The following is a 14,643-nucleotide window of genomic DNA, read 5'->3' on the forward strand; positions in this document are numbered from 1 at the left end:
ATTATTTTTTCTACTCAACGTTAAAACGAAACCATCTATGTTTAGATAGTGTTCATTGACGAACATTGATGAACTGATGGAGATATTTTGGATAATTCTAAATGCCGCCCTTCATACGACAAATTAGTTGATATGAAATTTATAACTTCCGACTGCTTATTTACTGATAAATGGATTTATAAACTGATCTCTCTTGGTAGATTCCCTAAACCGATCAAGCTAGGTCGTATGTCACGATGGCGCGCTGGTGATTATTATGCCTGGAGAGATAGTCACACATCTAATTAAACTTGTTAAAAATAGGACTGATATGACATTTATTAAACTCCCAATGGAGGGTAAGCCCTTGTATCCTTCCCTGAAAAGTGATCACGTTACGGCAATAGATACTTATAAGGTCAGTATTTTCAATGAAGAATATGGTGATTCTGCATGTATAATAAGAATCATCGAGATCTCTATGTTAAATAAACTGCGTCATAAAGGAGAGAAATTACGGTCTTTAACCGGGCTAACAATCCCCGATACAGAAGCGACTGCCGATGAAATCAATCTCTTAATGAGTCGATTTGAGGTGCTATGTCACCGTGAAGAAGAAGAGTTATCCTTCCGACAAAAAGATGTTAGCTCTGCCGAGTACGCCTTAAAGAATGCAGGGGTGAATGTTAACGCCAGAACAGTTTCTGAAGTAAAAAACAAAAATGCCGTGAAAGGGGCGCGTGATGCTTATGAAAGACAGTACCATTCTGCATTTTTACGACAGAAAGAGCAGCAAACACGGGTAAGTATCTTCAGAGGGTTCGGAGGTTTGTTACTTGAAGAGGCTGAACATATTGGGAAAAACGTCAGTAAAAAATATTTTAACTCGTTTACCAGCTCGTTAACTTCTCCAGCTGAGTTTATTAACGTTTTGCATGATGCGGCACTAGTTCGGGATGTGAGATTTATCTTGGATGCTCTATGCGCGCTTGATAATGCAGTTGAGCACATTCTTAAATGTTGTGCATACCCAAATGACCGTTACGAACTGGAAAGAGGTGGGATAGGTCGAACTATGGCCTACCGGGAGTACTACCGTGCTGAAAATGCCATTCTTCGCTCCGTAATAAGTGATCGTGAGTATGCAGAGCATGCTGTGAAATATAATCAGCTCTCTCAATACAAGAAAAAAATATTTCGTAAATAATAAAAGGATAAATCATGTACGCATTCAAAGCCGAAAGGCCGGACGCTGCACGCCGTTATCACAGTAAATTCGTATCTGGCACAAATTACCAGGAATCTTCAAACAGAAGATTTGCATTAAGTAAACCAACAGAAAATATTTTGCGAAGCTCAATTCTTGAGTCTGGTTGGTTAATCAATAATATCACTTTGCGTGACGTTAATGCTGTTTCAGGTAATGCCATTAATATTGGAGCCAGCGAGTTACATACAGGACGAGTTCACGGTGGCAGATTCCGTAAGATGTTAGCGATAAATGGCACTGAATTTTTTCTGTCCGAAACTGACACGTGTGCACGAATCAGCTATTTAGATATGTCACATATTTATCATACAGGTGTTCAGGGCGAATTTGATAAATCGGTCAGTGCGTTTTTTAGTCAGGCTTATGCACTTGATATGTTGCGGGTTGGTTTTAATGGAGAGTCAATTGCCGATACGACTGATCCTGAGATCAATAAAAAAGGTGAGGATGTAAATATCGGTTGGCATGCGCTGGCAAAAGACTATCGAGATGGTCAGCAGGTTCTAAGCACCCCTCTAACCCTTGGAGATACCGGGGAATGGAAAAACCTCGATCTGCTCGCTAATCACCTCATCACTGAGTTGATTGCAGAGCCTTATCGGGAAGATCCGCGTCTGGTGGTTCTCGTGGGTGCCGAGCTTGCTGCTAAACAGCGTCTTAAGCTCTTCAACGCAGCTGATCGCCCGGCTGATGTGGATGCTGCACAAATGGCAGTCAGTTCGGTTGCTGGACGGTTTGCTTTTATCCCGCCGTTCATGCCGGGAAAACGTCTTGCGGTCACTACGCTGGATAATCTGCACATCTATACCCAGTCCCGAACCCGATCATTCCGGGCTGAGTTTGATGATGAGAAAAGTGAATACGTTAATTCTTATCTTCGTAATGAAGGGTATGCGCTGGGTGAACCGGAGCTTTATGCGGCTGTTGATGAGAGTGCGGTGACTTTTTCTGACTGAGACTATAGAAACAAAAAGACCCGCTAAAAGCGGGTCTTATGCACAGCAACAGGATAATGAAAAACCGAAACTTCGGTCTGCGGTTTAAGAATGCCAGGGTTTATCTATATGTTCAACACACAAGATTCGGTTATAAAATTCTTGCACCATGCTAAATGCTCGGGCTATATTCGCAGCGTTGCCGCAAAATCGGCAATCGGGCGTAGGAACCCGTGTTATCTGAAGGCGACACCACACGCGCCGAGCGTGTTTTTTTGTGTCGTAGCTTTGACTCACCCTTATTTTATGGTGTGGTGGTTAACCGTATCTATTCGTTATTTACGCCACATCATCCAAATTATGGTAGTCCAGGCGGGGCAGCTTTCGGGCTGGCCGGTATCCTTCAGAGCCGGTATTCCTACCCCCGTCTGGGCTACCACCCATGAGCGTAGGAACTCCGGTGGTAGCGTTACCCGCTATCTGAAGGAGATTGCCACCATGGCTACGATCCCTGCTTTGCCTCACCCTCAATTTACCTTTGTATTTCTCGCTGTTCGCCGTTCTGACTATGCCGCGCGTCCATTCGCTGGGCGTACTGTTGCACCCTGCGAGCGAGCTGCACGTCTGAAACTCGTTGCCGATTTTGTACTGAGCTTCGCCGCACGTATTCCGATGAACAATTTCGGGGAGGTGAACGCATGAACCATTTACCTATCACTAAACATGGTTGCACCTTGTCTGAAGTGGGCGAAAGCCGTCTTTTACGAATAGCTCAGGCCAGCGAGTTTCTTGCCGAAATTCTTTCAATGCCTGTAATGAGCGGAACGAAAACGATTTCTGCTGAAGGTGCCGCAGCGCTAATGGCATGTATTGCAGAACAGCTGGAAGGCGTAGTGAAGGAAACCAGCACTATGAAAGGAGAAAGCGATGCACGCTAATATCGGGATCAACTCACCAGAATTTCGGGCGGCATTTCTGCGCTCCTGCATTGCTGACGCCTATATCTCCCTGATGCTGCGGATTAATGGGGAAGCTGTGTATATCGAGGATGGCGAGCGTATCGAGCTGACACCTGAGCGTGTGGCCATGAATATTCTTTATCATATTGAAGCGCCCTGGATTAACGAATTCGGCCAGGAAGAGGGGCATCGTCTGGCGTGTGACGTTCTGGAGCGAATGCTGTCACCTGGTTACATGGCTGAAAATATTCGTCTTTCCGCATTTGGTGTTTCTGAGCTACGTGAAGTGTACCGGGACATCGTTTTCGGTGCGCCAGATGGAGAAGTACCTCCGGGGTTCAGCATTACCACTGCGGGAGTCGGGGAGGTACTGCTATGAAAGTTCAGTCTGTATCTGCGGTTTCGGGGGCAGCAAACGGGCGCTGGCCACACATCCTTTCCGCGTTAGGGATTAATGTTCCTTCCGCCCGACGCCACGGTGCCTGTCCGGCCTGCGGCGGAAAAGATCGCTTTCGTCTTGATGACAAAGATGGGCGCGGAACATGGTTCTGTAATCAGTGCGGCAATGGCGATGGCCTTGATTTAGTCCGTCTGGTGACTGGGCGCTCAGTGAAGGAGGCCGCGGGAATGGTCTCTGAGGTACTGGCATTGCCTGAAGTACAGGATAAACCCGCTATGCCAGCCAGGAAAAAGACGGGGGGAAAAGAGACCGGGGCAGACCGCTATCAGAAACTTAAAAAGCTGTCTCAAAACGGTGAATCAGCCTATCTGACCGAAAAGGGATTACAGGGTTACTCTTTACCGCTTCTTACTGCCGCCATCAATCTGGCGGGGATGTCTTTTCCAGCCGGGTCGCTGCTGCTGCCTTTAACTGACATCACCGGGAATGTTACAGGTGGTCAGCTTATTAACTCCGATGGTGATAAAAGTCTTTTACCCGGCAGTCAGCTGTCAGGTGCTTTTATTGCCGTGGCTGATGTTCCGTCTGATGCTCCGGAACAGGTCATTATCACTGAAGGATATGCCACTGCGTTGACGGTCAGCCTCCTGGCTGAAGGTTGGATCGTTGCAGCTATTGCGGCCACAAATTTGGTAAAGGTTGCTGAGCAAATCCGCCTTCGATGGCCTGACACCCGGATTATCCTGGCTGGAGATAACGATCTTGTTGACGGCAAAGAGAACACTGGCCGGGTATGGGCTGAAAAAGCGGCGAAAGCCGTAGATGGTTGGGTAACTCTGCCTCCGGTACGTCATAAAGCCGACTGGGATGATTATCGCCAGGAAACCGGGAAGGAAAGGGCGCGTGAAGCCTTCCGGGAGGAAATGACGTTGCACGGAAAAGGGCAAACCAGATTGCCGCAGGGCTTCAGGCTCACGAAAGAATATTTGTGGTACGACAAGCTGGTGAACAAATCAGATGGTGACACTGAGATCCGCAATATCAAGATTTGCAGCCCGCTGCGTGTGACAGCCATCACCAGCGATGCTGACGGCAGCAACTATGGCCGACTGCTGGAATGGGAGGACACCAACGGTATGAGCCGAAAATGGGCAATGCCGATGGAAATGCTGGGCGGCAGCGGGGAAGAGCTGCGGCGCGTGCTGCTGGTCAATGGGCTTTCTTATATCAATATCAACGGGATGGCCAGAGCACACCTGATGGAATATATCTCCCTGTGCAAACCCGACAGAAAAGTGACCTGTGTAAATAAAACAGGCTGGCATGGCGGGGTTTATGTTCTTCAGGATGAAGTGATCGGCAAAGAGTCACAGTCTGTCATTCTCCAGACTTCCAGCGTTCAGGGGCGTGATTTTCGTGTTACGGGCACCACGGAAGAATGGCGGGAAAACATAGGCCGCTATTGCGTCAATAATGCCCGACTGGCCTTTGCCGTAAGCCTGGCATTCGCCGCGCCGCTTCTGAAGCTGGTTGGCATAGGTGGCGGCGGTTATCACCTGAAAGGTGAATCTACAGACGGTAAAACCACGACCATGAAAGTGGCTGCTTCGGTGTGCGGTGGTACGGATTTCTGGCATACATGGCGTGCTACCGGGAACGCGCTGGAAGGAACGGCCAGCCGCCGCAATGATGCCACACTGATGCTTGATGAAATCCGCGAGGTGGATGGCAGAGAGGCGGGAAATATTGCCTACATGCTGGCGAACGGCCAGGGCAAAGCCCGCGCCCGAACTGATGGTTCGGTACGGGAAACAAACCGCTGGAATTTGTTGTTTCTTTCCACGGGGGAGCTGTCACTGGTCGAGCATGCCGCCAGTGCCGGAGAGCGAACCTACGCCGGGGTTGAAGTGCGCATGATCCAGATCCCGAGTGATTCGGGCAAGCATGGAGTATTTGAGGAGCTGCACGGCTTTAGTGACGGTAAAACGCTGGCGGAGCATCTGGAACACGCCGTTATTCATTATCATGGCTCACCCTTCCGCGACTGGCTGCATTGTCTGACAGCCGATCTCCAAGAACTGACCAGCCAGGCGAAAGCGCTGCTGAAGGACTACACCCGCAGGTTGACACCAGCGGATGCAGGAAATCAGGTTGGGCGTGCTGTTACCCGTTTTGCGCTGGTTGCTATGGCCGGAGAACTTGCCACACAAGCCGGGATAACCGGATGGCCTGAAGGTGAGGCGTTCAGGGCTGCTGAGTGTTGCCTGGCCTCATGGATGGCTGATCGTGGGCATACCGCGAACCAGGAGGATAAAACCGCACTGGAGCAGGTCAGGGATTATATGACACGTAATCAGTTCAGCCGCTTTGCTGACTGGCACGACGACAGGAACCGTCCACTGGCGATGATGGGGTTCAGGAAAGTGGACAAGGGCGACAACGTGACAGAATCCACTGTGACCTTCTACGTATTGCCATCTGGCTGGAAAGAAATTTGTAAAGGGTTCGATTCGCGTAAGGTGGCCAGATTGTGTGTTGAGGCGGGATGGCTGAAGGCCGGAGAGGACGGGAGAACACAAAACAGCGTTCGCCTGCCAGAAATAGGGCTTAAGCGCGTGTACCAGTTTAATACGCAAGTATTGGGTAGCACCGATCCCGAATAGTTATCGCGTGAGTCTTATTTTTATGAGGTAACACTGGTAACAGAGGTAACAGGCAGTAATGACGAGGCTTGCCACTGTTACCAGTCAGAAATATCCACTGGTAACAGTGGTAACAAAAATCAGTGTGTTACCACGCGTTACCTCTTTATTTGGCTCACTGGTAACAGATTAATTTCAATTAAATCAACGATGTTACACGTGTTACCAGTGTTACACGTTCAGAACAAGAGGGAGGGAACCAAAATCCCTTCTTCTGGCAGGCAACAGAGGTTTAGTTATGCGAGTGATGAAAATTTACTGCCCGGAGTGTATGTCTGCGGCAACGGTGAGGAAAACAAACCGAAAGCACCCCAAATTATCAGATGTGTACTGTTATTGCTCAAATGTAGAATGTGGGCATACGTTTGTGATGAACGTTTCCTTTTCACACACGATTAGTCCCAGCGCGTTGAGCGGCCAGGGACGGATTAAAGAGCTAATGGATGCCCTGCCACCGGACGAGCGACAAAAAGCATTAGAACTCCTGTTGGCAGCCAAAGAGAGCCACTGAACGGTTCGCCGGGAGAAACTAAAATTTTCCCGGCTTCGGTTCATTAAATTTCAGTTGCTTAAGGAAAATGTCTATAAGAATCAGTTTCTTAACTTTTAAGTATGCCGTCAGTTATCATGAGAAATCTCACCTAAAATTTTATATCTCTTTACTATCAATGGCTTAATTCAAGTGGTTATGATGTTGGAGTAAAGCTAAACTGAAAAAAGCTGAAATTCTTTTCACTCTTTTCAGTTCCCTTCTCGCTGTAAATCCCCAGTTGTGGCGCGGTCTGGCGCTATCATTTGTAAAAAATCCCAACTGAAAAATTTTTGCGATCTGAAAACCGCAGGCGGGTGCGGTGTAGTGCAATTTTTGTCAGGTTAGAAATTTTTACTTCTGCAAAAGTTGAGTTAAGTCATAGATATATAAAATTACAGGTATTCAAAGATAAAACACTATGTGCTAACTTTTTATTGCTCACACAGCTCCTCTGAGGAAAAAATAATGAGATTAGAAAAAGTTTGCATTAAAGGATTCCGTGGGATTAAAGAAGAAATAACAGTTCCTATCAAAGAACTTAACGTCATAGTAGGTAAAAATGATGCGGGTAAATCAACGATTCTCAAGGCATTGGATCTCTTCATCAATAACAGAACCTTTTACCCGCAATTTTTGAATAACGAAACTGAGAAATATTGTGAAATCACTCTATGCTTTTTACCAAATGATGATGGTATTGTAATAGACGACACAGTTTTAACTACTTTTCAAAAAGAAGGGTTCGTTAATCAAGATGGTTTGATTTTGTATAGAAAAACTTGGGATGGGACTAAGGTTGGGAAGATTTCCCCTGAAATATCAATACAAAGACGTAGTTATGGAGATAAAGATTTTTTTGGAATGACTGAAACCCAACTGATAAAGGCATGTACCGAAGCTGGTATTAAAACAGAAAAAGGCATTGCAACTAAAAAAGATGTTGAAGCTTTTAGCAATACAGAAAAACGTGAAAAGTTATTGTCTTATTATATTGAGATGAATTATGAATATCATTACATATTCGATAAAGTTCCTACTCAAGGACAAAACAGGATTAAAAAAGTCGAGGCAGAATTAAAGAAATTAATGCCTAGATTTGAATATTTTGTAGCAGACTCATCGCTAGACGAAAGTGATACAAAAATACAAAATTATTTTAGGGATTTAGCACTTTCTACAATAAAAAATGAAATTGACACTTCTGAATCGGAAACACTTATACGCTCACGTTTACAAAAAGTATTAGATAAAATAACATCTAAAATAAATGCAGTAGTACCAGCAACTGAGCAGGTAAGAGCTAGAGTTGATTTCGATTGGTCAAAAATAATAAGCACATCATTTGAGTCAATCTCTGATAAAGGGGCTATTCCTCTTAGCAATCGAGGTGATGGTTTTAGACGTATCACGATGATGGCTTATTTTGAAAGCCTTGCTGAAGAAGTTGAACATCAAAATATAATATTCGGATTTGAAGAACCAGAAACTTTCCTTCATCCATCAGCACAAGAAAATCTTTTTGATAAACTCTTTGATATTACCAAAAGTGGATATCAGGTTATCATTACAACACATTCGCCAGTCATAGTAGCTAAATCATGTAAAAGACATTTACATCACGTCATAAAAGAAAATGGTGACTATCGTTATCATGCTGAAGTAGATAACGTTTTGGAGATAGCTAATGATCTAGGTATAAAACCCGATAGCACTTTCTTTCCGGCTATAGAAAAATCTAAATTATTACTTTTACTCGAAGGTATAGATGATTGTACAGCATTTAAATACCTTAGTAAAAAGTACCATGAAGAAACTCTTATCCCAAATCATTTCGAAGAGCTTGGTATTTTAACTATTCCTATTGGGGGGTGTAGCAGTATCAAGCACTGGGTGACGCTTGATCTTATTAAAGAATTCAACAAGCCATTTTTTATTGTGTTGGATTCAGATAAGGAAAGTAAAGAGCATGAATCTCCAAATAAAAAAGAACTTGAGCAGATGGGCTTTGTAGAAAATGTGGATTTTAATGTGTTACGAAGGAGAGAAATAGAAAACTATTTCACAGGAAAATCTTTAGAGAGGTTGGTTCCTGGTTCATCCCTAATTTTAGATGAGTGGTGTGATGTTAAAGCAATGTGTAAAAGTCACGCTTTGACAATAAGATTAGGAGGAAAAAAGGTTACTCATAAACATTTTTGTTCGCTAACATTTGACGAATTAAGGGAAAGCTTCTTTACCCAAGATGGCGATGAGTTTTTGGCCATATATGATAGGCTCTGTGCCAAATTAGCAAGCTAACTTGTAAGTGCCCCCAACATTCACAATCAATGGTGATGGGGGCATTTTAGGGGGCATCTTATTGTTTTATTTTATTTTTTCTCTTATTAAACAATTACTTGAATTAATGTTTCACTCCTATTATCGCACCATCTTTAAACGTAGTCTTCCGACTATCAAATAAACAACATTTGTCCCTTGTGCATCAGCCATTCCTCTCCTCTGAAAGCCCCGACAAACCATCACACATCTCCTGCAGCTCATTAAACATCCTTGCCACATGGAAACCATCGCACACCGAATGATGGACCTGCACTGCCATAGGCAACAACACTTTTCCATCCTGTTCGTAGTATTTTCCAAACGTGAACATAGGCGAAAAGAAGTTCTTCATGTGCGCAATGTTCATATTAAAGTTGGTAAACGTTACCCACGGAATAGACGAGACGAAAAAGACATTTTCCCGGGATTCTTCCTTAGGCCAGTACGAAAGGATATTTCCATAGCGGGCCGTATCTTCAGTATACGTGTTCTGGAAGTGATGAATATTGCCGTCATAGTGGCTCCACAATGACGAAAACGTCTCCGTTTCTGGGTGGAAAATGGTGTAGCTGGGGTGAACTTCATTCCATATGACAAGCTCATTGTCCTTCATAGCCATGCGGAACTCAGGATGCCTGTTCATAATTTTAGACAGGAGAAAAATAATCGTCGGGTAAAACTTCCAGCCAACCTCTTTGATGTGTTTTCTCAGCGCGGTAATGTCGATCAGAACGGTTTGGTTAATTGTGCATTCAGCAAATGACTGGAAGACTTCAAAATGCTCCTTCCTTGGCCAACGAGATAAATCAACAGGCGTATAGGCCGGGGCTGTTTTTTTCATTGCTTAACCTTTGATTATCAATCGTCTAAATGATTTTGGGCCATAAACAACCGGACAACCATTTCAACCGTATCTAATCTTCCTGTCAATCTCAGCCTGGGGTTTTCCGAACAGGTATCCCTGCACGAGATCGCAGCCAAGCGCCTGAAGACGTTCAAGCTGCGCTTCGGTTTCAACACCTTCTGCAATGACCCGCATGTTGAGGCTTTTCGCCATGCCGGTAATTAACTTAACGATATTAAGGGCATCATCCTGCGTGGATATCGGACTCACAAAGGATTTGTCGATTTTGATTTTATCAAAATTGAGTTCGCTCAGTCGTGAGAGTGACGAATAACCCGTTCCGAAATCATCGATAGAAATTTTTACACCCAGCGCTCTGAGCTTTTTGAGAATAGTGATCGGCATGTTGCTGTCACTGAAGAGTGAAGACTCCGTTACCTCTAACTCAAGTCGGCTAGCCGGTAACCCAGTCTCTTTCAGGATGGACTGCACCATCGTTGTAAAAGATTTATTACCTAACTGAATAGGCGAAACGTTTACAGAGATCCTTGCCGGAACGGCCCAGGAAACTGCTTCCCGGCAGGCAAGCTCAAGCACGGTTTTGCCGATCTGATTGATCATCCCCGTTTTTTCAGCGACGGAAATAAAATAATCTGGTGCAAGCATCCCCTTCACCGGGTGTATCCAGCGAATCAGCGCTTCATAGCCGTAAATCTCATTGCTGAATGAATCGACAATAGGCTGATAATAAACAACGAATTCACGGTTATCGATCGCCAGTGCCATATCATGTTCAAGAGTTCTGCTTTCCTGCAACTTTTGCAGCATCCATTGACGGAAAACTTTTATCTGCTGTGAACCCTCTTTTTTGGCTTCGTAGAGCGCCAGATCGGCAAATTTATAAAGATAATCAGAGCGTCGTTCATTATCAGATAAAACGATACCCACGCAGGTGGCGATTTTTATCAGCTGGTTATTTATCGTGTAGGGCTGGCTAATATGCTCGCTGATTTCTTTGGCGCGTGAAACGGCGGCAGTTTCGGTGAGTCCACTCGACAGAAGGGCAAACTCGTCTCCGCCTAAACGGTAAAACGTATCCGTTGCGCTGCTCATCGAGGTCAGCCGTCGGGATACCTGATTCAACAGCAAATCTCCCGTATCGTGGCCATAGGTATCGTTGACCTCTTTGAAGCGGTCTAAATCAAATAACATCACCGTGACGGGGACGTGATTTTTATCTGCCTGAAGATTAATTTTGTTGAGATCGTCCCAGAAGAAAAGGCGGTTTTTCATGCCGGTGAGGGAGTCATGATAAACATCATACTCCAGCTTCGCGTTCTGAATTTGCAGTTTTTCTTTTGATATTTGAAGTTCATCAGCCAGGCTTTTGACCTGCATGTGTGCTTTCAGAATGTTTTTATTCTGGTAGATCATTAGGAAGCCAAGAATAAAGCTTAAAATCACCAGGAGCAAAGAGAGTGCGGAATAAATATAATACAGTATTTGTATTTTGTTGTTGGATTCATTAACCGTGTTAATATCTTTTGTTAATGCCGTTGCAGACAGCTGGCTGAGCGGTGCATCGAGCTCATGCATATTTGTCAGGTATGACTTTAACTCCGGATGGCTCATTTTTTCAAGATGACTATCGAGATAGGTCAGTATTTTTTCTAAGCGTAAAGCCAGCTCCTGATGCGTTTTATCGCTGTCAATGTAGCGACCTAAATCTCCCCCCTTCATTAAATCGGCCTGGCTAAGCATAATTTCGAGGCGCATGCGGACCTGGTCTATCGTAACGTCATCGGTATCGGTTGCGTATAGACCAAGCCATGATTCAAAACGGTAATACTCTGATACCAATTGTGCCACGGACCAGGACTCAGTGTATTGAGTCAGTTTTTGCAATTCCTGCTGTCGATCGTAAACAAGGAATGCAATATATCCTGTCGTGATAAAAAGAGAAAAAATGATACCAACCAGTATCCTGTTCATTATGTTCTCCTGAACGACTACTCAATCTTCATTTTGCTAACCTGCCATGCTGATCGTGAGTAATAAATCTGATTATTCAACTCAGGAAGACTGTCATAGGGGTATACAATGAACGATGGGCCTTTATCGCGGATGCGCATATATTCGCCATTGACCTTTAAGGCAAGTATGGCGTTGTATTTTTTAAAGTCGCTGAGAGGGATGACGGTTGAGTAATCATTGAGCGCAATAACATTAACGTTTGTACCTTTTGCACCCACATAATCCATGAGCTTGCTCATTGGGACACCCTCAAACTTCGTACGACCGTTATACCAGGGGGAGGTCGTCTCGAAACTCACTACTCCGAGTTTTTCAAGGCTGGCGAGATCAAACACTGCTTTTCCATTTTCGTTGGTATTTTCTATATTACCGTAAATCGTTAAAATGGGTTTACCAACTGGTTTTGGCAGGTCGCCAGCCCAGGTTACACTTTGTACAAGACAGCATAACAGCAGTAGGGTTAATCGCATTTTGACCTCCACCTTTTTAACGTAAGTATAAGAATTATAATTTAGATATCACACGAGTTGATATATTTTGTTGGGAAGTAAGGGGTTTTATCGTTTTTATTGATATAAACTCATTTTAATCAATGAGTTAGGTGTTGCAGGTGGCAGGGTGTTTGATACTCGAGCGACGCTTAACTTTTTGATAAAAGCTAAAATTGCGGGCATAAATGCTCTTCTGTTTAAAAAATAATCGCTTTAATTGATTGATATTAACTTCCACGACAATTTTTGGATGTCCGTGGCTTTTTGGGACGCGAATCTGGAGACTGAATACGCGCCCCGGTTGTGACCGTAGTTTCAGGATGACGTTGATAAGCGAGGACACGAACATTCTGATTGTGCGTGTCCCATTCCGCTTTGCTTACTTGAGGCCATCCTCGGTGGCCGCCGCCGACTTACCCCCTTTCGCCATGCTGGAAAACACTGCGTCCCGGTAGATCCATGCATGAACGAGTGCCGCAGAGAGATGGACCAGCACCACAGCAAAAAGCAACTTTGCCAGAAGGCTATGGGCGTCGTGACACCAGGCATACAGTGCTGGACTGGTCGGGACAATCGCCGGCAGGTTGACGCCATCAAACATGACAATCGGCAGGCCGGCTGCCGACAGTTGCGCCCAACCCAGCAGCGGCATTGCCAGCATTAGCCCATACAGCATCCAGTGTGATGCCTTTGCTGCAAGCACCTGCCAGACGGGCAAATCGGCAGGAAGTGGAGGCGTCCGGCTAAGAAGCCGGTTGACCAGACGCACCAGTGCCATCAGTAAAATGGCGACACCCAGCGGCCGGTGCAGGTCGATTAACCAAATCCGGTGATGCAACGACGTCATCATCGCGACACCGATGAACAGCATCGCCAGGATCATCACCGCCATTAGCCAGTGCAGGCTTCGCGCCAGGATATTGAAATGCTGCGGCGCGTGCTCTCGCATATCTTTATTCGAGCTCATTTTACCTCCTGCTTTTGCACGGCTTCGGTGGCCTTACCGTAGCCGATTTCCCGCTCGCGGCGGCTGAAAGAGTGGGAGTAGGCAGCGGAGCGTGCGTTTAAGATGGGATCATCAGACACCGCAACGCCTGCTGGAACGACAGAAGGATCAAAGTTAACGTCGCGGCACGCGCCTGTGGATTGTGCTTCGACGCGCGTCACTTCCAGCGTGCCGGCCATCATCTTTTTGCGATCGTCCGGCCATGGCTGGGAAGGATCATCTACCGGATCGCCCGGCTGTGCGAGCTGCAAAACGTAATCCCAGTAGAGTGGCTTTTGCGCCAGGCGCTGACGCAGGTTTTCAAACAGGAAGTTGTCATCAGCTTTCTGTCGTTCTTCATCGCTTATCGACAGGAAAGGCTCGTGCGGACGCATCATCCAGCGAACGGCCTGGCGATCCCCCTGCGCGTTCACAAGATAAAAGGCGTTAATGCTGTAAAACGTCGCGCCCGCGAAGCTGCCGGGCGCGGGTTTTTGTGCCGCCCATTTAAGATATTTCTCCGCCTCCGGGTACGCTTTTAAAAAGTCTTTGAGACGCTGCGGGTCCGGTTTTCCGGTGGCTGCATCAACAGCAGTGGCCTTTCGCAAGGCCAGAAAACCCTCAGGGCTGTGCGTGGCGAAGAAAGGCTCGTTGTTCATCGCCATTCGCCATTGTTGCTTGTCATCTGTCTTCAGCAGCAGCGCCATGCTCAGGGTTTTGGTCGTACTATCCGGGGCATGGGGATCGCCAGTACCAATAGAGAATCGGCCCACCACGGGCACTTCCTGCTGCGAGAAGAGGCGGGAGGTTGAAAGGGAATCCGCCGAGCCGTTTGGCGTAAAGGTACCAGCAAAGCAGATGCCTTTTCCATGCGCGCGACGAAAACCCGGCGGGAAGGGTTTCGGTGTTTCACCCACCAGTGCCTGGCTGACCGTGCGTGACCCAAGCCAGCCCGCCGTCCATGCAAAAGCAGAAGCCAGCGTACCGGCGACAACGGCGATCGCAGCCAGCGCACCCCAGGTTTTTTTGGACCTCAAATCCAGTTTCGACATAGACGTTTTTCCAGAACAAAATACCATCACCTGTCATGCACAACGTAATGCGCGTGACATGTGGTAATACAGTGGCGAATATAGCTCGAGTATAGGAACTAAGGGGCGTAAAGAAAGAATATCACGAAAAGTTTAAATCTT

Annotated in this window: 14 protein-coding genes; 9 read left to right on the forward strand and 5 right to left on the reverse strand. The window is 46.0% G+C overall.

The features are described from left to right. The first annotated feature begins 132 nt into the window (after window positions 1–132). From USH94_RS11900 to USH94_RS11940, 9 genes are all read left to right on the forward strand, one after another. Window positions 133–288: a helix-turn-helix transcriptional regulator gene (locus tag USH94_RS11900; RefSeq protein ID WP_058688253.1), complete on the forward strand. Its 156-nt coding sequence runs from the start codon at window positions 133–135 to the stop codon at window positions 286–288. Beyond that, window positions 257–1,186: a hypothetical protein gene (locus USH94_RS11905; RefSeq protein ID WP_234943195.1), complete on the forward strand. Its 930-nt coding sequence runs from the start codon at window positions 257–259 to the stop codon at window positions 1,184–1,186. Before USH94_RS11900 ends, USH94_RS11905 begins: the two co-directional genes overlap by 32 nt. 14 nt (window positions 1,187–1,200) lie before the next feature. Further along, window positions 1,201–2,205, forward strand: a complete 1,005-nt coding sequence (locus USH94_RS11910) for a P2 family phage major capsid protein (protein WP_044158865.1) — start codon at window positions 1,201–1,203, stop codon at window positions 2,203–2,205. Window positions 2,206–2,295: 90 nt separating this feature from the next. After that, window positions 2,296–2,886 carry a host cell division inhibitor Icd-like protein gene (locus tag USH94_RS11915; protein WP_181574054.1) on the forward strand — a complete coding sequence of 197 codons (591 nt, stop codon included), beginning with the start codon at window positions 2,296–2,298 and terminating at the stop codon, window positions 2,884–2,886. After that, window positions 2,883–3,122, forward strand: coding sequence for a hypothetical protein (locus tag USH94_RS11920; protein ID WP_013095753.1), 240 nt, complete (start codon window positions 2,883–2,885; stop codon window positions 3,120–3,122). The genes USH94_RS11915 and USH94_RS11920 overlap by 4 nt, the downstream gene beginning before the upstream one ends. Next, window positions 3,112–3,522, forward strand: coding sequence for a hypothetical protein (locus USH94_RS11925; RefSeq protein ID WP_013095754.1), 411 nt, complete (start codon window positions 3,112–3,114; stop codon window positions 3,520–3,522). The genes USH94_RS11920 and USH94_RS11925 overlap by 11 nt, the downstream gene beginning before the upstream one ends. Then, entirely contained in the window at window positions 3,519–6,206 is a 2,688-nt protein-coding gene (locus tag USH94_RS11930) for a DUF927 domain-containing protein (protein ID WP_111965849.1), read from the forward strand. Before USH94_RS11925 ends, USH94_RS11930 begins: the two co-directional genes overlap by 4 nt. A 277-nt stretch (window positions 6,207–6,483) precedes the next feature. Next, complete coding sequence (locus USH94_RS11935) at window positions 6,484–6,756, forward strand: ogr/Delta-like zinc finger family protein (RefSeq protein ID WP_044158864.1); 273 nt, start codon at window positions 6,484–6,486, stop codon at window positions 6,754–6,756. A 486-nt stretch (window positions 6,757–7,242) separates the two neighbouring features. Continuing rightward, window positions 7,243–9,075: an ATP-dependent nuclease gene (locus tag USH94_RS11940; protein ID WP_320731324.1), complete on the forward strand. Its 1,833-nt coding sequence runs from the start codon at window positions 7,243–7,245 to the stop codon at window positions 9,073–9,075. Window positions 9,076–9,259: 184 nt separating this feature from the next. Here the strand turns inward: USH94_RS11940 and catA are convergent, their stop codons facing one another. The 5 genes from catA to USH94_RS11965 all read right to left on the reverse strand — a co-directional run bounded on the left by catA (window position 9,260) and on the right by USH94_RS11965 (window position 14,502). After that, window positions 9,260–9,937, reverse strand: a complete 678-nt coding sequence (catA, locus tag USH94_RS11945) for a type A chloramphenicol O-acetyltransferase (RefSeq protein ID WP_111963483.1) — start codon at window positions 9,935–9,937, stop codon at window positions 9,260–9,262. A 63-nt stretch (window positions 9,938–10,000) separates the two neighbouring features. Next, window positions 10,001–11,932, reverse strand: coding sequence for a putative bifunctional diguanylate cyclase/phosphodiesterase (locus USH94_RS11950; protein WP_111963481.1), 1,932 nt, complete (start codon window positions 11,930–11,932; stop codon window positions 10,001–10,003). A 17-nt stretch (window positions 11,933–11,949) separates the two neighbouring features. Then, window positions 11,950–12,444, reverse strand: a complete 495-nt coding sequence (locus USH94_RS11955) for a molybdopterin-dependent oxidoreductase (RefSeq protein WP_024909477.1) — start codon at window positions 12,442–12,444, stop codon at window positions 11,950–11,952. Between the two features lie 400 nt (window positions 12,445–12,844). Next, complete coding sequence (locus tag USH94_RS11960; RefSeq protein ID WP_111963480.1) at window positions 12,845–13,432, reverse strand: cytochrome b; 588 nt, start codon at window positions 13,430–13,432, stop codon at window positions 12,845–12,847. Continuing rightward, a complete protein-coding gene (locus USH94_RS11965; RefSeq protein WP_111963478.1) occupies window positions 13,429–14,502 on the reverse strand; it encodes a catalase family peroxidase in 1,074 nt (357 codons plus the stop codon). The genes USH94_RS11960 and USH94_RS11965 overlap by 4 nt, the downstream gene beginning before the upstream one ends. Between the last annotated feature and the right edge of the window lie 141 nt (window positions 14,503–14,643).

The sequence above is a fragment of the Enterobacter sp. 148H3 genome, from assembly GCF_034107425.1.
Lineage (GTDB): Bacteria > Pseudomonadota > Gammaproteobacteria > Enterobacterales > Enterobacteriaceae > Enterobacter > Enterobacter vonholyi.

Coding starts and splice junctions, on each gene's coding strand:
- USH94_RS11955 (WP_024909477.1), bottom strand. CDS start 12,444: ATGCGATTAACCCTACTGCTGTTATGCTGTCTTGTACAAAGTGTAACC.
- USH94_RS11930 (WP_111965849.1), top strand. CDS start 3,519: ATGAAAGTTCAGTCTGTATCTGCGGTTTCGGGGGCAGCAAACGGGCGC.
- catA (WP_111963483.1), bottom strand. CDS start 9,937: ATGAAAAAAACAGCCCCGGCCTATACGCCTGTTGATTTATCTCGTTGG.
- USH94_RS11905 (WP_234943195.1), top strand. CDS start 257: ATGCCTGGAGAGATAGTCACACATCTAATTAAACTTGTTAAAAATAGG.
- USH94_RS11940 (WP_320731324.1), top strand. CDS start 7,243: ATGAGATTAGAAAAAGTTTGCATTAAAGGATTCCGTGGGATTAAAGAA.
- USH94_RS11920 (WP_013095753.1), top strand. CDS start 2,883: ATGAACCATTTACCTATCACTAAACATGGTTGCACCTTGTCTGAAGTG.
- USH94_RS11915 (WP_181574054.1), top strand. CDS start 2,296: ATGCCAGGGTTTATCTATATGTTCAACACACAAGATTCGGTTATAAAA.
- USH94_RS11950 (WP_111963481.1), bottom strand. CDS start 11,932: ATGAACAGGATACTGGTTGGTATCATTTTTTCTCTTTTTATCACGACA.
- USH94_RS11900 (WP_058688253.1), top strand. CDS start 133: ATGAAATTTATAACTTCCGACTGCTTATTTACTGATAAATGGATTTAT.
- USH94_RS11960 (WP_111963480.1), bottom strand. CDS start 13,432: ATGAGCTCGAATAAAGATATGCGAGAGCACGCGCCGCAGCATTTCAAT.
- USH94_RS11925 (WP_013095754.1), top strand. CDS start 3,112: ATGCACGCTAATATCGGGATCAACTCACCAGAATTTCGGGCGGCATTT.
- USH94_RS11965 (WP_111963478.1), bottom strand. CDS start 14,502: ATGTCGAAACTGGATTTGAGGTCCAAAAAAACCTGGGGTGCGCTGGCT.
- USH94_RS11935 (WP_044158864.1), top strand. CDS start 6,484: ATGCGAGTGATGAAAATTTACTGCCCGGAGTGTATGTCTGCGGCAACG.
- USH94_RS11910 (WP_044158865.1), top strand. CDS start 1,201: ATGTACGCATTCAAAGCCGAAAGGCCGGACGCTGCACGCCGTTATCAC.